16 protein-coding genes are annotated in these 21,421 nt (G+C 59.5%); 11 read left to right on the top strand and 5 right to left on the bottom strand.

What is annotated here, in order from left to right:
- Window positions 1–199 precede the first annotated feature (199 nt).
- Genes HHJ16_RS16945 through HHJ16_RS16675 form a run of 7 tightly spaced genes read left to right on the top strand, consistent with a single transcriptional unit; the run spans window position 200 to window position 10,788 of the window.
- A complete protein-coding gene (locus HHJ16_RS16945) occupies window positions 200–1,462 on the top strand; it encodes a nitrate/nitrite transporter (RefSeq protein ID WP_366557507.1) in 1,263 nt (420 codons plus the stop codon).
- Between the two features lie 27 nt (window positions 1,463–1,489).
- Entirely contained in the window at window positions 1,490–3,118 is a 1,629-nt protein-coding gene (locus HHJ16_RS16950; protein ID WP_366557508.1) for an MFS transporter, read from the top strand.
- 34 nt (window positions 3,119–3,152) lie between these two features.
- Window positions 3,153–6,971: a nitrate reductase subunit alpha gene (locus tag HHJ16_RS16655; RefSeq protein ID WP_296902415.1), complete on the top strand. Its 3,819-nt coding sequence runs from the start codon at window positions 3,153–3,155 to the stop codon at window positions 6,969–6,971.
- Window positions 6,968–8,500, top strand: coding sequence for a nitrate reductase subunit beta (gene narH / locus HHJ16_RS16660; protein ID WP_296902416.1), 1,533 nt, complete (start codon window positions 6,968–6,970; stop codon window positions 8,498–8,500). Before HHJ16_RS16655 ends, narH begins: the two co-directional genes overlap by 4 nt.
- Window positions 8,501–8,503: 3 nt before the next feature.
- Window positions 8,504–9,199, top strand: a complete 696-nt coding sequence (gene narJ / locus HHJ16_RS16665; protein ID WP_296902417.1) for a nitrate reductase molybdenum cofactor assembly chaperone — start codon at window positions 8,504–8,506, stop codon at window positions 9,197–9,199.
- Window positions 9,196–9,912 (top strand): respiratory nitrate reductase subunit gamma, encoded by a 717-nt coding sequence (gene narI, locus HHJ16_RS16670; protein ID WP_296902419.1) that lies wholly within the window; start codon window positions 9,196–9,198, stop codon window positions 9,910–9,912. Before narJ ends, narI begins: the two co-directional genes overlap by 4 nt.
- Before the next feature lie 27 nt (window positions 9,913–9,939).
- Complete coding sequence (locus tag HHJ16_RS16675) at window positions 9,940–10,788, top strand: peptidylprolyl isomerase (protein ID WP_296902421.1); 849 nt, start codon at window positions 9,940–9,942, stop codon at window positions 10,786–10,788.
- Between the two features lie 84 nt (window positions 10,789–10,872).
- Here the strand turns inward: HHJ16_RS16675 and thiL are convergent, their stop codons facing one another.
- From thiL to apaG, 5 genes are all read right to left on the bottom strand, one after another.
- A complete protein-coding gene (thiL, locus tag HHJ16_RS16680; protein WP_296902422.1) occupies window positions 10,873–11,859 on the bottom strand; it encodes a thiamine-phosphate kinase in 987 nt (328 codons plus the stop codon).
- A gap of 63 nt (window positions 11,860–11,922) precedes the next feature.
- The gene (locus HHJ16_RS16685; RefSeq protein WP_296902424.1) at window positions 11,923–13,062 is read right to left on the bottom strand and encodes a YbdK family carboxylate-amine ligase; all 1,140 of its coding nucleotides are present in this window, start codon (window positions 13,060–13,062) and stop codon (window positions 11,923–11,925) included.
- On the bottom strand, window positions 13,052–14,311 hold the full coding sequence (locus HHJ16_RS16690; RefSeq protein ID WP_296902426.1) for a cation:proton antiporter: 1,260 nt from the start codon (window positions 14,309–14,311) through the stop codon (window positions 13,052–13,054). Before HHJ16_RS16690 ends, HHJ16_RS16685 begins: the two co-directional genes overlap by 11 nt.
- A gap of 232 nt (window positions 14,312–14,543) precedes the next feature.
- Window positions 14,544–16,511 (bottom strand): site-specific recombinase, encoded by a 1,968-nt coding sequence (locus HHJ16_RS16695; RefSeq protein ID WP_296902427.1) that lies wholly within the window; start codon window positions 16,509–16,511, stop codon window positions 14,544–14,546.
- A gap of 8 nt (window positions 16,512–16,519) precedes the next feature.
- Entirely contained in the window at window positions 16,520–16,915 is a 396-nt protein-coding gene (gene apaG, locus HHJ16_RS16700; protein ID WP_296902428.1) for a Co2+/Mg2+ efflux protein ApaG, read from the bottom strand.
- Window positions 16,916–17,019: 104 nt separating this feature from the next.
- Between apaG and rpe the strand changes: the two genes are divergently transcribed.
- The 4 genes from rpe (at window position 17,020) to HHJ16_RS16720 (ending at window position 21,398) form a co-directional block, all read left to right on the top strand.
- Entirely contained in the window at window positions 17,020–17,721 is a 702-nt protein-coding gene (gene rpe / locus HHJ16_RS16705; protein WP_296902429.1) for a ribulose-phosphate 3-epimerase, read from the top strand.
- 129 nt (window positions 17,722–17,850) lie between these two features.
- On the top strand, window positions 17,851–19,170 hold the full coding sequence (locus HHJ16_RS16710) for an MFS family transporter (protein WP_296902430.1): 1,320 nt from the start codon (window positions 17,851–17,853) through the stop codon (window positions 19,168–19,170).
- Between the two features lie 291 nt (window positions 19,171–19,461).
- Window positions 19,462–20,520, top strand: coding sequence for an FtsH protease activity modulator HflK (gene hflK, locus HHJ16_RS16715; RefSeq protein WP_296902431.1), 1,059 nt, complete (start codon window positions 19,462–19,464; stop codon window positions 20,518–20,520).
- Window positions 20,517–21,398 (top strand): protease modulator HflC, encoded by an 882-nt coding sequence (locus HHJ16_RS16720; RefSeq protein ID WP_296902433.1) that lies wholly within the window; start codon window positions 20,517–20,519, stop codon window positions 21,396–21,398. Before hflK ends, HHJ16_RS16720 begins: the two co-directional genes overlap by 4 nt.
- Window positions 21,399–21,421: the final 23 nt, after the last annotated feature.

Here is a 21,421-nt window from a genome sequence, read left to right on the forward strand (position 1 = left end):
CGATCACGCGCCTTTAGAAGTAGCCAGTCTTCGTAGCGGGGCGCTACAGCGATAAAGCGTTTTCGTCGCGACCTAGTTCTTTAGAACTATGCCACCGAGGTCGCCCTAGTTCCTCTTTCGTTCCTGTTACGTCCCTAAGGGGGATATTCAAAACGCGCGAAAAAACTCACAGTCATGCCATGTCTTTGGAGAAAAAAATATGGCCTCTGAACTGAGTAATTCAAGAAAAGCATGGTCAGTGTTGATTGTTAGTACGCTGGCGTTCACCGTCTGCTTCATGGTCTGGATGATGTTTGGCGTCATCGGCATCCCAATCAAAAAGATGCTTAATCTCAACGCCACGCAATTCGGTTTGCTCACGGCGACACCGATACTGACAGGTTCGCTTATTCGCGTCCCGCTGGGCATCTGGACCGACAAGTACGGCGGGCGCATCGTCATGGCCGTTCTGATGGCTCTGACGGTGCCGGCAATTTGGGTTCTCAGCTACGCCACCGAATATTGGCATTTCATTGTGATCGGACTGTTCGTCGGTCTGGCTGGCGGCTCGTTCTCGGTGGGAACACCCTACGTGGCGCGTTGGTTTCCCAAGAAGAGCCAGGGTATGGCCATGGGTGTGTACGGCGCCGGCAACTCCGGGGCTGCGGTCAACAAATTTATAGCGCCGGTGTTACTGGTTGGTTTCGGCTGGGCCATGGTGCCGCAGGTGTATGCGGCCATCATGCTTGGCGCGCTGGTGCTATTTTGGCTGTTCAGCCAAAGTGACCCGGCGCACCTGGTGCCTAGCAACGTCAAGTTCATGGACCAACTCAAGACGCTGAAAGATCCCAAAGTACTCAAATACTGTCAGTTCTACAGCATTGTGTTCGGCGGGTACGTGGCGCTGTCACTGTGGATGGTGCAGTACTACGTGGGCGAGTATGGGCTGGACATTCGCGTCGCTGCGCTGTTGGCGGCCTGCTTCTCGCTGCCCGGTGGGGTATTGCGCGCAGTGGGCGGTGTGCTTTCCGATAAATACGGTGCGCACAGCGTCACCTGGTGGGTCCTCTGGGTGAGCTGGATCTGTCTGTTCCTGCTGTCGTATCCGCAGACCGACTTCACTATTTTCACGGCTAACGGACCCACCACTTTCCACCTCGGCTTGAACATGTACACCTTCACTGCGTTGATGGCCATTCTGGGTGTGGCCTTTGCGTTCGGTAAGGCCAGTGTCTTCAAATACATCAGCGACGATTATTCCCACAATATCGGTGCCATCAGCGGCGTCGTCGGGCTGGCGGGCGGATTGGGCGGCTTCGTGCTGCCGATCATGTTCGGTGCACTGATGGACCTGACAGGCATTCGCTCCAGCGCTTTCATGCTGATGTACGGCGTGGTCTGGGTCTCACTGATCTGGCTTTACTGGACAGAAGTGCGCCGCACTGAAGTCCTTGGTAAGAACGCGGTCGGCGCGCAGGCTTGAAACGGAACTCTTTGCAAAAAAAACATCATGAACACACAAAAAAATTCCAGTGTTGACATCACCGATTGGCGTCCCGAGGACGAGCAGTTCTGGGAAAGCACCGGCAAGCGCATTGCCTACCGCAATCTCTGGATTTCCGTGCCCAGCCTGTTGTGCGGCTTTGCCGTCTGGGGCATGTGGGGGATCATCACGGTACAGATGCTGAATCTGGGTTACCCGTTCACTCAAGCGGAGTTGTTCACGCTCGCCGCCATCGCCGGATTGGCGGGGGCCACCATGCGCATTCCCGCTTCCTTCCTGATCCGGCTGGCCGGTGGGCGCAACACCATCTTTCTGACCACGTCCATGCTGCTGGCACCCGCCATCGGTACGGGCATTGTGTTGCAGCACCCTGAATGGCCGCTGTGGACGTTTCAACTGATGGCGCTTTGGTCTGGCGTGGGCGGCGGCAACTTTGCCAGTTCCATGTCCAATATCAGCCCCTTCTTTCCAAAGCGCCTGCAGGGCACGGCGCTTGGCATTAACGCCGGGCTCGGCAACTTCGGCGTGACGGCCATGCAGGTCGTCATTCCACTGGTCATGACCGTGAGCGTTTTCGGCAGCTTCGGTGGCGAACCGATGATGCTGGTCAAAGACAGTGGCTGGATCTTCGGCAAGATCGCCGCCGGCACGCCGACCTGGATTCAAAACGCCGGTTTTGCCTGGCTGCTGTCACTGGTGCCCTTGTCGATCCTGTGTTTCTTCGGCCTGAACAATCTGACGACGGTGTCTCCCGCTATTGGTGGCACGATTCCAGCCTTTCTCAAGATCATCTGGCTGTACACCTTGTCGTTCGTGCCGGCGGGTATTGGGCTGTACCTGTACCTGCCCAAGCCCAGCGGACTGGGCCTGCTGAACATGTGGATTGCCATGCCGCTGATCATCGTCAGTACGCTGATGGTGCTGAAAGTCACGGCCTTTGGCCCGATGAAGGAAAGCGTCGCCAAGCAGTTCGCCATCTTTCGCAACAAGCACACCTGGTCGATGACGATTTTGTACATCGTCACCTTCGGCTCTTTCATTGGTTTCTCGATGGCTTTGCCGCTGTCGATGAAAGTGATCTTCGGCATCAGTCATGTGCCTGACGCGGCGGGGGTGATGCAGCACACCCTCAACAACCCGAACGCGCCGGCGGTGCTGGCGTATGCCTGGATCGGTCCCTTCGTGGGCGCGCTGATTCGACCTGTGGGGGGCTGGATTGCGGACAAGATCGGCGGCTCCATCGTGACGCAGATCATTTCTGCCATCATGGTCGCCGCCTCGGCAGCCGTGGGCTACGTCATGCTGCTGGCCTACAAGTCGGCGACTCCAGAGCACTATTTTCTGATGTTCATGGTGTTGTTCGTCGTACTGTTCGCAGCCAGCGGCATTGGCAATGGCTCGACCTTCCGCACGATCGGCGTCATTTTTGACCGCCAGCAAGCCGGTCCCGTGCTGGGCTGGACTTCGGCCATTGCCGCTTATGGCGCTTTCATTGCCCCGGTTGTGATTGGTGCCCAGATCAAGGCGGGCACGCCCGAGAACGCGATGTATGGCTTCGCCATCTTCTATGCCTTGTGCCTGGTGCTCAACTGGTGGTTCTACCTCCGCGCCGGGGCCGAGATTAAAAACCCTTGAAGCACTCTTCAACAAGCTGGTAACGGAGAATCAAATGAGTCATTTTCTTGATCGATTAAGCCACTTTTCCAGCCCGACGGAATCGTTTTCGGGCAGCCATGGAATCACCACGGCTGAAGACCGCACCTGGGAAGATGCCTACCGCAACCGCTGGGCGCACGACAAAATTGTGCGCAGCACGCACGGCGTGAATTGCACCGGCTCCTGCTCGTGGAAGATCTATGTCAAGGGCGGCATCGTGACCTGGGAAACCCAGCAGACCGATTACCCGCGCACGCGCTGGGACATGCCTAACCACGAACCGCGCGGTTGTGCCCGCGGCGCGAGCTATAGCTGGTACCTGTACAGTGCCAATCGCGTCAAATATCCGATGGTGCGCGGGCGCCTGCTGAAGCACTGGCGCGAAGCGCGCCAGACGCTGGCTCCGGTCGATGCGTGGGCGGCGATCGTTCAAGACGACGCCAAACGGCGCGACTATCAAAGCGTGCGCGGTCTCGGTGGTTTTGTGCGTTCGAGCTGGGACGAGGTTAACGAGATCATCGCCGCGTCGAATGTCTACACGATCAAAAAGCATGGTGCCGACCGCATCGTCGGCTTCTCGCCAATTCCGGCCATGTCGATGGTCAGTTATGCATCGGGCTCACGCTATTTGTCGCTGATCGGCGGCGTCAACTTGAGCTTTTACGACTGGTATTGCGACCTGCCTCCTTCAAGCCCGCAGGTTTGGGGTGAGCAGACCGACGTGCCGGAATCGGCCGATTGGTACAACTCCAGTTTTATCATCGCTTGGGGCTCGAACGTACCGCAGACGCGGACGCCCGATGCGCACTTCTTTACAGAAGTCCGTTACAAAGGCACCAAGACCGTCGCCATCACGCCTGATTATTCCGAGGTCGCGAAGCTCTCGGACCTGTGGCTGCATCCCAAGCAGGGCACCGATGCCGCGGTGGCGATGGCGATGGGCCATGTGATTTTGAAGGACTTCTATTTCGGCGGCAACGGGAGACCTCGCTCGGCCTATTTCGACGATTACGCGCGTCGCTACACCGACCTGCCGATGCTGGTGATGCTGAAGGAACACCAGCTGACGAACGGCGAGACGGTGATGGTCCCCGACCGCTACGTGCGCGCATCCGACTTCAACGGCAAGCTTGGCCAGGACAACAATCCAGAATGGAAAACCGTTGCATTCGATGCAAGTGGCAAGGTGGTGTTACCGCACGGCGCCATCGGTTTTCGTTGGGGCCCGGATGGCCGCGCCGATGCGGGACAGTGGAACCTTGAGGCCAAGGAAGCACGTCATGGCGGCGATGTGGCACTCAAGCTGTCGGTGATGGAAGGCGAAGCGCCGAGTCAGAACTGTGTACAAGTCGGTTTCCCATATTTTGGCGGCATTCATCACGAGCATTTTCCCAACAACGAGCAAGGCGATGTGCTGGTGCGCACGGTGCCGGTGCAGCGCATCGCCTTGGGTAAGGCGGGCGAGGAGCGTTCGGCCCTGGTGGCAACCGTTTTTGACCTGCAAGCCGCGCAATACGGTATTCCGCGTGGCTTGCCCGGTGAACTGGCCGCCGCCGATTTCAATGACAACACCCCTTACACGCCCGCTTGGCAGGAACAGATCACCGGCGTGCCGCGCGATCAGGTGATCACGGTCGCGCGCCAGTTCGCCGAAAACGCCGAAAAAACCGAAGGCCGATCGATGGTGATCATCGGTGCCGGCATGAATCACTGGTACCACAGTGACATGAACTACCGCAGTGTCATCAACATGTTGATGATGTGCGGATGCGTCGGCAAGAGCGGCGGTGGCTGGGCCCACTATGTGGGTCAGGAAAAGCTGCGTCCGCAGACCGGCTGGACCCCGCTTGCCTTCGCGCTCGACTGGATCCGCCCGCCGCGCCAGATGAACTCGACTAGCTTTTTCTACGCCCACACGGATCAGTGGCGCTATGAAAAGCTGGGCGTTGATGAAGTCTTGTCCCCGCTCGCGGACAAGAAACTCTACGGCGGCAGCATGATTGACTACAACGTGCGTGCAGAGCGCATGGGCTGGCTCCCATCAGCACCGCAATTGCAAACCAACCCGATGCAGGTGGTGCGCGACGCGCAAGCGCAGGGCCTGGATGCAAAAGACTATGTCGTCAAGTCGCTCAAGGACGGCTCGCTCAAGATGAGCTGCGAAGACCCGGATCATCCCGACAACTGGCCTCGCAACATGTTCGTATGGCGATCCAACATCATCGGATCGTCCGGCAAAGGCCATGAATATTTCTTGAAGCACCTGCTCGGAACCAGCAACGGGGTGCAAGGCAAAGATTTGGGCGCCGAGGAAGGCAAGCCCCAGGAAGTGGTCTGGCACGACAAGGCGCCCGAAGGCAAGCTTGATCTGCTGGTCACGCTGGACTTCCGCATGAGCACGACCTGCCTGTATTCCGACATCGTGCTGCCGACCGCAACGTGGTATGAGAAGAACGATCTGAACACCAGTGACATGCACCCCTTCATCCATCCGCTGTCGACTGCGGTGGATCCGGTGTGGCAATCAAAAAGCGACTGGGAAATCTACAAAGGGTTTGCGAAAAAATTCAGCGAACTCTGTGACGGCCATCTGGGTGTCGAGCGTGAAATGGTGCTGACGCCGCTTATGCATGACTCTCCCGGCGAGCTGGCCCAGCCGTTTGAAGTGAAAGACTGGAAACGTGGCGAGTGCGAGCTGATTCCCGGCAAGACTGCGCCACAGATGCAGGTCATCGAACGCGACTATCCGAACGTCTACAAACGCTTCACGGCGGTCGGCCCGCTGCTCACCAGGATTGGCAACGGCGGAAAAGGCATTTCGTGGAACACCGAGACAGAGGTGCGACAGCTCGGCGAGCTGAACGGCGTTGTCACCGAGCCAGGCGTGACCTTGGGCATGCCCAGGATTAACAGCGACATCGATGCCTGCGAAATGGTGCTGCAACTCGCGCCCGAAACCAACGGCCATGTGGCGGTGAAGGCCTGGACCGCATTGGGCAAGCAGACCGGCCGCGAGCACACGCATCTGGCAATTCACCGCGAAGACGAAAAAATCCGCTTTCGCGACATTCAGGCGCAGCCGCGCAAGATCATCAGCTCGCCGACCTGGAGCGGTATCGAATCCGAGACCGTGTCGTACAACGCCGGCTATACCAACGTACACGAGCTGATCCCTTGGCGCACCCTGACCGGGCGGCAGCAGTTTTACCAGGATCACCCGTGGATGCTGGCCTTCGGCGAGGGCCTCGCCAGCTACCGGCCACCGGTGAACCTGAAGGCGACGGCCGGGGTGCATGGCATCCGGTCCAACGGCAACACTGAGATCCTTCTGAATTTCATCACGCCACACCAGAAATGGGGCATCCACTCGACCTACACCGATAACCTGCTGATGCTCACCCTGAGCCGCGGCGGCCCGATTATCTGGCTCAGCGAAGACGACGCCAAACTCATTGGCGTCGCGGACAACGACTGGGTTGAGCTGTACAACGTCAATGGCGCGATTGCCGCTCGCGCGGTCGTCAGCCAGCGCATCAAGCCCGGCATGGTGATGATGTATCACGCGCAGGAAAAGATCATCAACACGCCGGGCTCGGAGATTACAGGCCAGCGCGGCGGCATCCACAATTCGGTGACCCGCATCGTACTCAAGCCTACCCACATGATCGGTGGCTACGCGCAACTCTCTTACGGCTTTAATTATTACGGAACCATCGGTACCAACCGCGACGAATTCGTAGTCGTGCGCAAGATGGACAAGGTGGACTGGCTCGACACGCCACGCGATGACGACCGCGCTGAGACGGTGCAAAAACTGGGAGAAGCAGCATGAAAGTCCGCGCGCAAATCGGCATGGTGCTGAATCTCGACAAATGCATTGGATGCCATACCTGTTCGGTTACCTGCAAGAACGTCTGGACCAGTCGGCCGGGAATGGAATACGCCTGGTTCAACAACGTTGAGACCAAGCCCGGCATCGGTTACCCCAAGGAATGGGAAAACCAGGACAAGTGGAATGGCGGCTGGATTCGCAAAAACGACGGCTCAATCGAACCGCGCCAAGGCGGCAAGTGGAAGTTGCTGATGCGCATTTTCGCCAATCCGAACATGCCGCAGATTGACGACTACTACGAACCCTTTACCTTCGACTACGACCACCTGCAGTCGGCTCCGGAGATGCAGGCCACGCCGACCGCGCGGCCGCGCAGTCTGATCACTGGCAAGCGAATGGAAAAAATCGAGTGGGGGCCGAATTGGGAAGAGATTTTGGGCGGCGAATTTTCCAAGCGCAGCAAGGATGCCAACCTGGCCAATTTTGAGCAGGTCCAGAAGGACATGGTTGGCCAGTTCGAGAACACCTTCATGATGTACTTGCCGCGGCTGTGCGAGCATTGCCTCAATCCGACCTGTGTGGCGTCGTGTCCGTCGGGCTCGATTTACAAGCGCGAGGAAGACGGCATTGTTTTGATTGACCAGGACAAGTGCCGCGGCTGGCGTATGTGCGTCTCGGGTTGTCCATACAAGAAAATTTACTACAACTGGAAGAGTGGCAAGGCCGAGAAGTGCACTTTTTGCTATCCACGTATTGAGGCCGGCCAGCCGACGGTGTGCAGTGAAACCTGTGTTGGACGCATCCGTTATCTCGGCGTGGTGCTGTACGACGCTGACCGTATTCAGGAAGCGGCCAGCGTGGAAGACGACAAGGACCTCTACCGTGCCCAGCTTGACATCTTTTTGAACCCGAATGACCCCGAAGTTATTGAACAGGCGCGTAAAGATGGCATACCCGAGGCCTGGCTCGAGGGCGCGCGTCGCAGCCCGGTGTACAAGATGGCCGTTGAATGGAAAGTGGCCCTGCCGCTTCACCCGGAGTACCGCACGCTGCCGATGGTCTGGTATGTGCCGCCCCTGTCGCCCATCACGTCGGCGGCCAACGCCGGTCAAATCGGCATTAACGGTGAACTGCCGGACATTGCCCAGATGCGTATTCCAGTCCAGTATCTGGCCAACCTGTTGACGGCAGGCGATACCGCGCCGGTGATTCGTTCGCTTCAACGGATGCTGGCCATGCGGTCCTATCAGCGCAGCAAGCACGTCGACCAAGTGCAGAACCTGGCGGTGCTTGAGCAAGCCGGGCTGACGGTCGCCGAGGTCGAGGAGATGTACCACGTCATGGCAATCGCCAACTACGAGGACCGTTTCGTCATCCCTACCAGCCACCGCGAATACGCAGAAAACGCGTTCGATATGCGCGGCGGTTGCGGCTTTTCTTTCGGCAACGGCTGCTCTGACGGTTCCAGCGACGTGAGCCTGTTCGGTGGCAACCGGAAACGTACTATTCCCATCAAGGTGGAGGTCTGAACGATGACATTTTTCAACAATCCTCCGAGGTCTTCGATGAGTCTGCGCGTACTGGCACGACTCCTCGGGTATCCGGATACCGCACTGCGGAGCAATCTAGCGGAACTTCGCAAAGCGCTTCACGACGAACGGGCGTTGCCGCAGCAGCGACTGGCCGAGCTCGACGCCTTGATCAATTCGCTGGAACGTGCGGCGCCGCTCGACGCCGAAGCAGACTACGTGGAAGTTTTTGACCGCGGCCGGGCCACCTCCCTGCATCTTTTCGAACATGTGCATGGTGACTCCCGTGACCGCGGGCCCGCCATGATCGATCTGGCTCAAACTTACGAGAAGGCCGGCTTGTTTCTTGCCGAAGGCGAGATGCCCGACTTTCTGCCGGTGGTGCTTGAATTCACCTCGACACAACCACCGCGCGAGGCGCGCGAGTTCCTGGCCGAAATGGCGCACATCTTCAACGCTATTTTTTCCGCGTTGCAGCAGCGCGGCAGTGCTTATGCCTGCGTGCTGGGTGCCCTGCTGGAACTGGCGGGAGAAAAAGCGCAGCCGGTCCAGGTCGCGGCTGAAGAGCCGATCGACGCGGTCTGGGAAGAGCCCGTCGTTTTTGACGGGTGTTCCTCCAAAGGTCAATCCCGACCCGACCAGCCGCAACCCATTCACATCGTCCGCAAGGGACGACCCGTCGAAGGAGCGCAAGCATGACCCCGCTGCATGGTTTTCTCTTTGGCGTCTACCCCTACATCTGCCTAACGGTATTTCTGCTCGGCAGTCTGATCCGCTTCGACCGGGACCAGTACACCTGGAAGAGCGACTCGTCCCAGCTTCTGCGTAGCGGCCTGCTGCGCTGGGGCAGCAATTTGTTCCATGTCGGTATCTTGTTTTTGTTCTTCGGCCACCTGCTGGGTTTGTTGACACCGCACGCGTTCTATTCGCACTTCCTCGAAGCACCGGTCAAGCAGAAAATAGCGATTTACTCGGGCGGTGCTTTCGGCGTGCTGTGCTTCATCGGCCTTTCGATGCTGATCTACCGCCGGGTCTTCGATCCGCGCATTCGCTACACCAGTCATCGGACCGACCTTGCGATTTTGGTGATCCTTTGGGCTCAGTTGGTGATCGGCCTGATTACCTTGCCGTTTTCATGGGCGCATTCTGACGGCAGCGTGATGTTGATACTTGCCGATTGGGCGCAACGCATTCTCACCTTGCGCGCGGTGAACGCTGAAGCGCTGGCTGCCGTGCCATGGCCGTATCTGTTCCACATCGTGCTCGGCATGACGATTTTCCTGCTCTTCCCGTTTAGCCGCTTGGTCCATGTGTGGAGCGGCTTTGCCTCGGTCGGTTATCTGTTTCGACCCTACCAGGTGGTGCGCAGCCGCCGTCTGGGCCTGCCGGGCAAGCCGTCCGTCAACCGTTAAATTTTGTCAAGTAGCGAGGAAATATCGATGAGTACCCCAACTTCCACGGTCACGGGCTGCGGTAGCAGTGCCTGCGAATGTGCCGATACCGCGAGCGAGGGTACTCTGGCAACGGCCTGCATCAACGGCATTGCGCTGCATGAGCCGGGGCACCGCCCGGACAAAACCATGCTGGGCGAATTGGCCTATTCCGAACTGCTGCGGCAGCAGGCGGTGTCGGCGGGGCTGTTGCCGCGCCACAAAGGGCTGACGGCACCCGCGCTTGGCGAGGCCGAGCGCAAGGTGATCGAGGCCATGGTGGACCGGGAGGTGCTGACGCCTCAGCCCACGGAGAGTGAATGCCAGCGTTATTACGAGGCCCACCAGCCGCAGTTCGTGGTGGGACAGGCGCTGCATGTGCGGCACATTCTGTTTGCGGTGACGCCGGGCGTGAATGTCCACGCGTTGACGGTGCATGCTGAAAAGGCGCTGCTGGAGCTGTCGCACAAGGACGTCTCTCCCGACCGTTTTGCGCAACTGGCAGCCGAGCTGTCTAACTGCCCAACCAGTACGCTGGGCGGCGACCTCGGCTGGATCAGTCCTGACGACTGTGCCCCGGAACTGGCCAACGAACTGTTTCATCAGAAACACTCGCAGTGGGGTATGGGCGTGCATCCGCGGCTGACCCACACACGCTTTGGTTTTCACATCATCGAGGTGCTGGGTCGCCGCGAGGGCAAGCAGGCACCTTACGAGGAAGTACGCGAACGCGTCGAGGTGCAGTTGGCCATGCAATCGCGCGCCCGGGCGCTGCACCAGTACATGACGCTGCTGGTCGGGCAGGCGCTGGTGGAAGGCGTGGATCTCGAAGGAGTCGATTCGCCTTTGGTGCAATGAGCGGATCAGTAAAAGCCGGCGAGTTGGCGACCAAACTGGCGCCACGCTGGCGGACTCTCTGCGTGCACTCGCTCCGCCGCAAGTTCAGCAAAAGTGATCGAACGAGGGGTAGTGGTTGGGCCAGGCTTTTCCCTGACTGTCAATCAACCGCAAGCCGGCTGCTCGCTCGATACGGCCGACACGAGTGACGGGTGTGCGCGCCTCGCGCGACGCGGACTGCACGGCTTGGCGAGCCGCTACCGCTGCCGTGAAGACCAGCTCGTAGTCATCGCCCCCCGCTAGCACGCAGCTCAATTGCTGTTCAAAGGAAATAACACCATTAGACCAATCGGGGCGTGTACAGCAAGCCATTAAGCCAGTCGCAATGGTGGTGTTGATCGTGGCGCCCACATTGGACGCATCCAGGATGTGACGAAGATCGCCGAGAAAACCGTCGCTCACGTCAATCGCCGCCGAAGCGATGCCCCGCAGTGCTTGGCCCAGCGCGACGCGGGGGGTCGGTTGCTCAAGCCGCTGTCTGGCTTGTTCAAAGACGGCTGGCGGCAAGACTTGCGTGCCTCGCAGTGTGTCCAAAGCGAGCCGGGCATCGCCTAGCGTGCCGCTTACATACACATCGTCGCCGGCTCTGGCGCCTGAGCGCAGCAGTGCCTGGCTCTTGCCGTCAATCACGGGCACTTCGCCGAACACGGTGATACAGATAGTGAGCGGCCCTTGCGTGGTGTCGCCGCCGATGAGCTCGCAGCCATGGGCATCGGCCAGTGCCAGCAGACCGCGCGAGAACGGCGCCAGCCAAGCTTCCTCGGCGCTGGGCAAGGCGAGCGCCAGTGTGAAGGCCAGCGGCGTGGCACCGCAGGCGGCAAGGTCGCTCAGGTTGACGGCCAGCGCTTTGTGTCCCAGCGCGGCCGGGTCTACGTCGGGTAAAAAGTGTCGACCTTCCACCAGCATGTCGCTGGAAATGGCCAGTTGCGTACCCGGTGTCGGCTGCAGCAAAGCGCAGTCGTCGCCCACGCCCAGGGCGGCCCGCGCGGTGGGGCGTGTGAAATAGCGCGCAATCAAGTCAAATTCACCCATGGCGCCGAGCATACAGGCAGTGCGCAAGGCCCAATGCAGGGGCGGGATCACCCCGCGCTGAGTTCAGCGCTGTTGAAGGTGTGTCACACCGCCGCGAAAGCGCTCGGCCGCCTGCCGGATAACCTCGGCGAGCAGTTGTTCTTCGCCCTGCTTTTCGCGCAGCCAGCGGGCATCGTTGCCGCCGCGGTCCACGCTGGTCCGCAGCTGGTGAATCGCTCCGCTGGCACCGACGCTGGCCGCATGCTTGGCGATCTGGCTCATGGTCAGGAGAATGTGTTCCCGCAGCGGCATGTGGCCGCCCGTGGCAGGGTCCACATAAACCGCTTCGAGGCCAAAGCGGCAAGCTTGAAAGCGGTTGTAGTTGTAGACCAAGTAGTCGTCTTCGGTCGGCATGAAAGGATGCTCGTGCATGAACCATGACGCCAGCGACTGCACGAAACCGGACAGCGCGGCGGCCCGCTCCACGGTAAGCGGCGTGTCGAACACCCGGATCTCGATGGTTCCGAACTCGGGCTTTGGCCGGATGTCCCAGTAAAAATCCTTCATGCTCTTGACGACGCCGGTGTGTGTCATTTTGTCGAAGTACACGGTGAAGTCCTCCCAGGTCAAGGCAAACGGAGCCCGGCCCGACAGCGGAAAAGCAAACACAGAATTGAGCCGCGCTGAATCAAATGCGGTGTCCTGACCCTGCACATAAGGCGAGGAGGCTGACAAGGCAATGAAATGCGGGATGTAACGCGACATGCGGTGCAGCGTGAGCAGCGCACTGTCGGCGTCCGGACAACCCACATGCACGTGCTGACCAAAAATGGTGAACTGTTTAGAGAGATAGCCGTAGAGTTCGGATAACTCGCGGAAGCGAGGCTTGTCATAAATCCTGCGCTCGTGCCACTGCTGGAATGGGTGGGTGCCCCCGCCCACCACGGCGATATTGAGCTTGTCGGCGCTTTTTACCAGAGCGTCGCGGATTTGTGAAAGCTGGCCCAGCACCTCCGAGGACGACTGGCACACATCCGTGGAAATTTCAATCATGCTCGACGTCATCTCGGGCACCACGGCGCCGGGCAGCGGCGTCTTGGTCATCAGCCGCAGCATGTCTTCGGCGTAGGGGGCAAGGTCATAGTCGTGCGTGTTCACGAGCTGTAGCTCAAGCTCGACGCCCAGTGACAGGGCGGCTGATTTTTGGAACGGCTCAAGACTCATGGGCGGGTACTGATGAGGGGCCGCGTGACAGCGGCGCCCAGGGTTTTGAACTTTCTCCGGCGCGGTAGATGGCCACTGTGGCCAACATCGCTCCCAGCACCTCCATCAGCAAAATGGCGGGCAAGGCCACGCCCGCGATCTGGCGCCCGAACGTGGCGGAGGCGGCGACATACTGTGAAACCAGCAGCAGCGCCACCGAGGACATCGGCGACATTGCGCAACCGACCCACAAGGCTTGCTTCCAGCTGGTACCGCTGCCGACATTGCCAAGTGCAACGCCGAAAATTTTGGCCACTATCCGCGCCAGAATCAGTGCCGCGACCAGGGTGGCCACCGGGCGTCGCCAGTCGGCTTGCGCAGCCACCACCGATACCAGCACAAACATCAGCATGGTGAGCATGGAAGATGCGGTGCCCATTTGGCGCGGCCATGACCAGGGACGCGGATTCAGCTGCTTGAGGAGCATGCCCCCCAGCAGCGCGGCCAGCGGTGCCGATCCGCCAAAATGGGCCGCCAGCGCAGCCCCCGCGGCGATCAGTGCAAGCAGCAAAATTGCGGTGTTTTCGCTGGTGGGGCTCATCACGCGCAGGGCGATCCGCAGGGTCAGCGCCAGCACGGCCCCCACCACCACCGACAAGCCGAGGACGACAAGCACCGGATAGAGCGTGCTCGACAGGCCGGCTTCTCCCCGGGGCATCATGCCGGCGCGGGCACTGCACAGGGTAAGGGCATACAAGGTGCTGAGCGTGGACAGCACCAGCGCGCGCTCCGTCACAGGGCCGGCAGCATGCGTGTCCATGGCGACGCGGGACAGCACCGCCGGCGACGCGGCCATTGCCAGCAAAGCAAGCGATTCGGCGACGACTATGTTCACGCCCAGCCTTATCAATACCCAATGAACCAGAAAGTAGGTCAATGCGGATTCGGCCACGCTTTGTACCAGCACCATGGGGTTATGGCGAAACCAGCGCAACGGAATACGGCCACCGGCCTCGAACAGCACCACCGCCACGCCGAGTTCCAGCAGAAAAAGCCCGATTCCTTGCAACGGCCAGACCGCCCCAGTGAAGCCGGCCAGACCAGCGAAGGCGCCCACGATCGAATAGCCGATCACCTTGGGCAGGCCGGTGTAGCGGTTGATGAGATGGCCGGCAGCGGCGGCAATCGCCAGCAAAATAGACCACTGGACGGTTGGCAATCCAGCGGACGGTTTGATCCATTCAGCCCAGATGGCCAAAATTTCGTTCATAGGCGTTTGTCTCCATTGAGGTCAGAACTTCTGCAGCGATGTCTGTCGCTGCGGCGGGGTGAATAGTGAATGGCGGATGGCGCGGTAACGTTGGTTAGCCATGACGGCCCCAAGATCGGCAGTGAGAACCGGAGCCCAGCAGAGGGCAAAACGTGCCTCACAACTTTACAGCCACTACGCCAGTAGGACTGTAGGACAAGTTTGAGGATTGTGCGCCTCTTTTATGGCGGCACTATTCAGGCACGAAGAAGCTGCGTGGATGGCTGTACCAGCGCGCCCAGATGGCCGAACGAATTCGGGCGCGGTTTACCCTGCTGACGTTATGGGCCTGCAGGGCCAATCGGAACGCAAAGTAAAAACTCACCACCAGATTGAGCGCGCCAATCAGCGGGATCGCCGCGATGCACCACCAGATCGCGGGATGTCTGAAGGCGTCCAGCCCGAGCGAAGCGCCGGCCGCAGCCAGTTGTCCCGTCGAGAGCGTGACGTGACGCGCCTCGAGCTCCAACCCGAAGAAGCCGGTAAACGCCGGGATCAGGCCCAACATCAAGCCCAAGGCAATATTCGAAGCGAAGCCCGAAATGTTTTTTCGCATGAAGAGCGACCAGCGTGCAGCGCGTTCGGTTCCCAACATGGCGGTAATGCGTGGGTTGTGGCGCATGGCCGAACCCAGGCGGTGAAGTACAAACCAGTTTTCTGCCCAGCCCGCCATCAATCCGGCCGCAAAAAGAATCCCGCCGGTAAAAGCGGCCCACAACAGCGTCGGGCCGAGCAGCGTCAGTGTCGTCAAGACATGCTGGGCGTTGGCCGTGCTAATCATGGGATGACCCAGCAGCAGTTGAATCAGCGTGTTGACCAACAGCACGCTGGGCACCACCATAAATACATTGCCAAACACAGCCGCCACCTGGGAGCGCACCAGGTGAGTGACCTCATCGACAAAGGAATGGACGGCTTCTGCCGAGTCGATATCCTTCAGTTTTGCCGCCATGGCCGGCGCGGTCATGGCGGGTTGTTTGGTGGCCAGCGTGAAATGCAGCAGCTGGATCAGAATGAAGGTGCCCGCGTAGGCGATGCTGGACCAAAAACCGCTCCAAAAGGCAGACAGGCCGATCCCAACCACTATGAATTTGAGCAAGGTTGTCAGGGCGGTGACCGCCCCGCCGCCCATGGCCTTGCCGAGCATTTCGCGGTACTCGCCGCGGTTGCGGGTAAGGTAGGTTTCGCCAGTTTCGGCGCTGCGTTCGGCTATCTTTGCCGAGAGCAGTGTGGAATTGGCGCCGATCAGTGCGCCTATGCTCTTGCTTTCTTGCCAGGTAATGACACGACGCGCGAGGAGCTTGCAGGCGGCCACAGCCGGTTTGGGCGAGGTCAGACTGTCGAGCAGCTCGCGTACGCGCACGATGCGCTCCCGCAACTGCCGCAAACGGAACACCATGCCGACCGAAATTCCGTTCTCCTCCAAATGGGTGTAGACGCTGTTGACGGCTTGGCGGCAGGCGTCCAGATGCTCCCGATACTGCACGATGGCCGCCTGGAGCTGCAGATCGTCCTGATTGAGGTCGCGGTCGGGGCGAAAAAACACGCGGCCTAATTCTTCCACGTCCGCGGCCAGGGCATGAAACGCCTGCGAGTTGTGGGTGGCATCGTTCATGCGCAAACGAAGCTCATGGGCGAAACCAGTTGCCTGGATTTGCGCAGTGCAGTAAGTGAGGGCGTCCAAAAGGCTGTGTTGCCAGTGCAGCGTGTCGCGCTCAGGACTAGCCGACAGCAGCCGGGTCAGCTGAACGATTTGCGACTCGTCCAGCGCGGTCAGCCACTGTGCATCAAAACGTGTCGGGGCCACCAACGGAAACAGCTCGGACGCGTCGACGGTTTCGGGCGTACCAGGCAGTAGTTTGCGGCGTAAGCGCTCGGCCAGTTCGCTTACAAAGGCCGTCCGCGGCGCGAAGCCAAAATCAGCCAGCAGGGGGGTGATGTCGACAGTCTGGATCAGCGTTTGCCACCAGGCCTGGAGTCGGTCTTGCAAAGCAGGCTGCCTTTGGACCGCGTCGATAAAGGTCTGGCACCGCGCTACTGCGGCCTGAGGTGAGGTCTGGTCGCCGCGAATCCACTCAAACAGTTTGATCAGCCAGACGTGGCGCTGGGCCAGGCCGGCGTCCGGGTCGAGCGAATTAAGCAGCGCGGGAAGATCCCTCATCGGCAGCTTCAATGCAACACCCGGCTGGGCCGGCTGTTGCCCTGGTTTGCCTCCAAAACAAACATCGGAATGGCGACCTCAAAACGTTCGCCATCCTCGGCGACACAGAAAAAGCTGCCGTGCATGGTGCCGCTGGCCGTGCGCAGGCGGGAGCCGCTGGTGTACTGGAACGACTCACCCGGTTTGAGCAGCGGCTGATGGCCTACCACCCCGAGCCCCTTCACTTCTTCCGTGTGACCATTGGCGTCGTTGATGAGCCAATGGCGTGAAATCAGCTGGCTCGCGACATCACCGGTGTTGGTGACCGTTACGGTATACGAAAATCCATAGACGGCATCTTCTGGTACGGATTGGTCAGGCAGGTATTGGGGGGTGACTTCGCAAGAAAATTGGTATTTGGGCATGGCAAAAAAATCGGTTGGCTTCAAATTCCATGTTAACCGCCCGGATCAGCGGCGCCCAAACGGCGCCAGATGCCCCTACGCCAGCTTGCTGCGACAATTCAGCAATGAGTACCACCACGCTGCCTACATTCCGGATTTCTCCGTCCATTTTGTCCGCCGACTTTGCCCGCTTGGGCGATGAGCTCAAGGCCGTTATTGCGGCGGGGGCTGACTGGATCCACTTCGACGTGATGGACAACCATTACGTGCCCAACCTGACGTTTGGCCCCATGATTTGCCATGCGTTGAAGCCACACGCCAAAAACGCCGACGGTTCGGCGGTGCCGATTGACGTCCATCTGATGGTGCAGCCTGTGGATGCGCTGGCCGCCGCGTTTGCCGATGCTGGCGCGGACCTGATCAGCTTTCATCCCGAGGCGACCGGCCATGTGCACCGCAGCGTGCAGGCCATCAAAGCCAAGGGGTGCAAAGCCGGGCTGGTGTTCAATCCGGCCTCGTCGCTGGAGGTACTGGACTGGGTTATCGACGACATCGACCTGATTCTGATCATGAGCGTCAACCCCGGCTTCGGTGGTCAGAGTTTCATTGATTCGGCGCTGCGAAAAATTGAACAAGCAAGAAAACGCATTGACGCGTCCGGCAGAGACATTCGACTGGAAGTGGACGGCGGCATCAAGATCGACAACATAGCACGCGTGGCCTCGGCCGGGGCAGATACCTTTGTCGCCGGAAGCGCCATATTTGGTCAGCCTAATTACCGGACTGTGATCGATGCGATGCGGAATGCGCTGGCGCGCAGTTTGTGAAAGGGCACTAAAAGGCGGATGATGCCAGTGGAGAATCGCGGCGCTTAGCGGATTTCAGTATCAGGCAGCCGGCACTTGTCAGCGTGGTTCAAAATGCGAGTGCTTTCACAACACATCCAAAGAGACACTATGAGTACAGACGCTTCCGCTAACGCATCGGCTTCCGTTCCGCACTACACAGCGGCAGAAAAACGGCACCGTATTTTTTCGATTGTGGCGGCCTCCTCGGGCAACCTGGTCGAATGGTTCGACTTCTACGTCTATGCGTTCAGTGCGCTTTACTTTGCGCCGGCGTTTTTTCCCAAGTCCGACCCGACCGCGCAGCTGCTCAACACGGCGGGCGTCTTCGCGGCGGGTTTCCTGATGCGGCCAATCGGCGGCTGGCTGTTCGGTCGTATTGCCGACCGCAAAGGCCGCAAGATATCGATGGTGACGTCCGTCGCGATGATGTGCGGCGGCTCGCTCTTGATCGCTTGCCTGCCAACCTATGCCAGTATTGGTGCCTGGGCGCCCTTTCTGCTGCTGGTCGCGCGTTTATTTCAGGGCCTTTCGGTCGGCGGCGAATATGGCACGACCGCCACCTATATGAGCGAAGTCGCGCTGCGCGGTCAGCGTGGCTTCTTCTCGTCATTTCAGTACGTGACGCTGATCGGCGGCCAGTTATTGGCGGTGCTGGTGGTGGTCGTGCTGCAGCAGTTGCTGAGCAACGACGAGCTCAAGGCCTGGGGCTGGCGCATTCCGTTCGTGATCGGTGCCCTCACGGCCGTGGTAGCACTTTACCTGCGCCGATCCCTCACCGAAACGGTGCGCGCCGACAGCCTCGTCAATAAAGAAGCCGGTACGATTGCTGGCCTGTTCAAGCACCACAAGGCCGCCTTCTTCACGGTGCTGGGTTACACGGCAGGCGGCTCGCTGATTTTCTACACCTTTACTGTCTACATGCAGAAGTATCTGGTCAATTCGGCCGGGATGTCGATCAAGACCGCAAGCGGCATCATGACCTTCGCGCTGTTCATTTACATGTGCCTGCAGCCGCTGTTCGGCGCGCTGTCGGACCGCATTGGCCGTCGCAACAACATGCTGCTGTTTGGCGCTCTGGGCGCGCTCGCGACGGTGCCGATCATGAGCACGCTGCATCAGGTGACCAACCCCTTCATCGCGTTCTTTCTGATTATTCTGGCCCTCGCGATCGTGAGTTTTTACACTTCCATCAGCGGCATCGTGAAAGCTGAAATGTTTCCCCCTGAAGTTCGCGCGCTGGGCGTCGGTTTGGCGTATGCCGTGGCGAATGCGATCTTCGGCGGTTCGGCGGAATATGTTGCGCTCGGGCTCAAGTCGATCGGTTACGAGTCAGCTTTCTTTTGGTACGTGACCGTGATGATGGTGATTGCTTTCCTCGTCGCCCTGCGCTTGCCGCGACAGCCGAGTTACCTCCACGACGACCACTAGACCGGTTCAAACTTCGATTGGACCTTGCCGTTCAGTGCGTCTGCTGACAAAAATGCCAACAGAGGAGCCTCCCGCAAGGGAACACCGGCTTTATAATCTGCGCTTCCAGCCAGCCGAACGTCGATAGCGCAAGGTGTTCGGCAGTCGCAAGCAATTCCAGCAGATCGGAATGTCTCCGCTTGCGAGCGCTGAACCTGAGCAGTGGGTCGATGGCCGCGTAGTTATCGCAAAGCAAGGGCTTTGTCACGGCATCCACGGGGCGCGTTTCGATCCAGTCCAGGAGCAGCATTGATGTCACGAAGTCCAATGGACGCAGATTCTGCGGCCACCTCAGGCCGCAGGGCGCATTCGTCCACCCTAGTGGGTATGGTCCAGTGGGTTAGATACTACATTCAGCTGCTCGGATTGCGCGGTAAGGGCTTGTTTCTGGTCCTCGCGCTGCTGGTTTTCGCCTGGATCAACGCGGGCATTTACAAGGTGCAGCCCGATGAGCAAGGCATTGTGTTGCGCTTCGGAAAATGGGTTGACACCACAGGTCCGGGCTTGCACTACCACCTTCCGTACCCGATCGACACGGTGTTGTTCCCGAAGGTCACGCAGGTTAACCAGCTCCAGTTAGGCAGCGGTCCGGCCTCGCTCTCAAGCGGGCAGGACGAATCTTCCCGGGAACGGCAGATGTTAACGGGGGATGAAAACATCGTCGAAGCAGGGTGCGCCGTCATGTGGCGCATCAAGGACGCAGGTCAGTACCTGTTCAAAATCCAAAACGCCGAGGCAGCGCTGAAAATAAGCGCGGAAAGCGCGTTGCGTGAAGTCATCGGACGCACACCGATCCAGGCGGCGATGTCCGACAAACGCCAGCAGATCGCTGATCAGACACGCGATTTGCTTCAATCACTGCTCGATAAGCAGAACTCGGGCATTCAAGTGACCCAAGTGCAATTGCAACGCGTCGATCCCCCCGCCGCAGTCATCGATGCTTTCAATGACGTGCAGCGCGCGCGCGCCGATCAGGAGCGTGCCCGCAATGAGGCTGAGGCGTATGCCAATGACATCCTCCCGCGCGCGCGCGGCGAAGCCTCGCATATCAACCAGGAAGCCGAGGCCTATAAATCTCAAGCGGTTAACCTGGCCGATGGTGATGCCAAGAGCTTCCTGGCGGTCTATGCGAGTTATGCCAAGGCCAAAGACGTCACGGCATGGCGGCTTTACATGGAAGGCATCGACGAGGTGCTGAAAAAAGCGACCCGGGTCATCGTCGATACGTCGGGCAAGGGAGTCTCGGGCGTAGTGCCTTACCTTCCGCTCACCGACAAGGTAAAACCCGCCAGCAAGGACGGTGTGAAATGAAGTCTCAATGGCGCATCGGCCTGATCGGGGCGGCATTTATTTTGCTGTGGCTTTTGTCCAGCACGCTGTACATGATCAACGAAGGCGAGCAGGCTCTGATCGTCCGGCAAGGCGCGCCGATTGGCGTTGTCACCGAACCGGGCTTGAAGTTCAAGATTCCGCTGATGGATACCGTCATCTCCTATGAAGCACGGCTACTCACGCTTGAACCGCCGCCGGAGCAGGTCATCCTGGGTGACCAGAAGCGTATCGTCGTCCAGGCCTATACGCGCTACAGGATCTCGAATCCGCTGCGCTTTAACCAATCCGTGCGGACGCTGGATCTCGCGGCACCGCAATTAGGGCAAATCGTCAGCTCGTCACTGCGGCGGGTACTGGGTCAGGTGATGCTGCCGTCGCTGCTCTCAGCGCAGCGCGCGCAAATTGTTGAAGAGATCCAGAACGAAGTGGCCGAGAAAGCCAAGGGACTTGGCATCGAGGTGGCCGAAGTTCGCCTCCATCGCGCCGATCTCCCTCTGGAGACCAGCCAGGCTATCTACGATCGAATGAAGTCCGAACGGCAGCGCGAGGCAAAGGAACTGCGTGCCCAGGGCTTTGAGTGGGCCCAGCAGATCCAGGCCAAAGCCGAACGGGAACGGACCGTGATGCTTTCCGAGGCGCAGCGGCAATCCAGGATCACGCGCGGCGTGGCGGATGCGGCGGCCAATGACATTCTGACGACGGCCTTTGGATCGGATCCACAGTTCTATCGGCTGTACCGCTCGTTGCAGACCTACCGCCAGGCCCTGGCAGACACCGGCGCAACGCTTGTGTTGTCACCCGACACCGCGTTTCTGCACTCCTTCAAGGCGGGTCCGGACTCGGTACCGCGGCGGTGAGCCTCGGTGCCGGAGTCCAAATG

The organism is Polaromonas sp., assembly GCF_012927485.1.
GTDB lineage: Bacteria > Pseudomonadota > Gammaproteobacteria > Burkholderiales > Burkholderiaceae_C > Polaromonas.

Excerpts from the sequence above, each read along its gene's own strand:
- HHJ16_RS16945 (WP_366557507.1), top strand. The coding sequence starts at position 200 with ATGGCCTCTGAACTGAGTAATTCAAGAAAAGCATGGTCAGTGTTGATT.
- HHJ16_RS16950 (WP_366557508.1), top strand. The coding sequence starts at position 1,490 with ATGAACACACAAAAAAATTCCAGTGTTGACATCACCGATTGGCGTCCC.
- HHJ16_RS16655 (WP_296902415.1), top strand. The coding sequence starts at position 3,153 with ATGAGTCATTTTCTTGATCGATTAAGCCACTTTTCCAGCCCGACGGAA.
- narH (WP_296902416.1), top strand. The coding sequence starts at position 6,968 with ATGAAAGTCCGCGCGCAAATCGGCATGGTGCTGAATCTCGACAAATGC.
- narJ (WP_296902417.1), top strand. The coding sequence starts at position 8,504 with ATGACATTTTTCAACAATCCTCCGAGGTCTTCGATGAGTCTGCGCGTA.
- narI (WP_296902419.1), top strand. The coding sequence starts at position 9,196 with ATGACCCCGCTGCATGGTTTTCTCTTTGGCGTCTACCCCTACATCTGC.
- HHJ16_RS16675 (WP_296902421.1), top strand. The coding sequence starts at position 9,940 with ATGAGTACCCCAACTTCCACGGTCACGGGCTGCGGTAGCAGTGCCTGC.
- thiL (WP_296902422.1), bottom strand. The coding sequence starts at position 11,859 with ATGGGTGAATTTGACTTGATTGCGCGCTATTTCACACGCCCCACCGCG.
- HHJ16_RS16685 (WP_296902424.1), bottom strand. The coding sequence starts at position 13,062 with ATGAGTCTTGAGCCGTTCCAAAAATCAGCCGCCCTGTCACTGGGCGTC.
- HHJ16_RS16690 (WP_296902426.1), bottom strand. The coding sequence starts at position 14,311 with ATGAACGAAATTTTGGCCATCTGGGCTGAATGGATCAAACCGTCCGCT.
- HHJ16_RS16695 (WP_296902427.1), bottom strand. The coding sequence starts at position 16,511 with ATGAGGGATCTTCCCGCGCTGCTTAATTCGCTCGACCCGGACGCCGGC.
- apaG (WP_296902428.1), bottom strand. The coding sequence starts at position 16,915 with ATGCCCAAATACCAATTTTCTTGCGAAGTCACCCCCCAATACCTGCCT.
- rpe (WP_296902429.1), top strand. The coding sequence starts at position 17,020 with ATGAGTACCACCACGCTGCCTACATTCCGGATTTCTCCGTCCATTTTG.
- HHJ16_RS16710 (WP_296902430.1), top strand. The coding sequence starts at position 17,851 with ATGAGTACAGACGCTTCCGCTAACGCATCGGCTTCCGTTCCGCACTAC.
- hflK (WP_296902431.1), top strand. The coding sequence starts at position 19,462 with ATGTCACGAAGTCCAATGGACGCAGATTCTGCGGCCACCTCAGGCCGC.
- HHJ16_RS16720 (WP_296902433.1), top strand. The coding sequence starts at position 20,517 with ATGAAGTCTCAATGGCGCATCGGCCTGATCGGGGCGGCATTTATTTTG.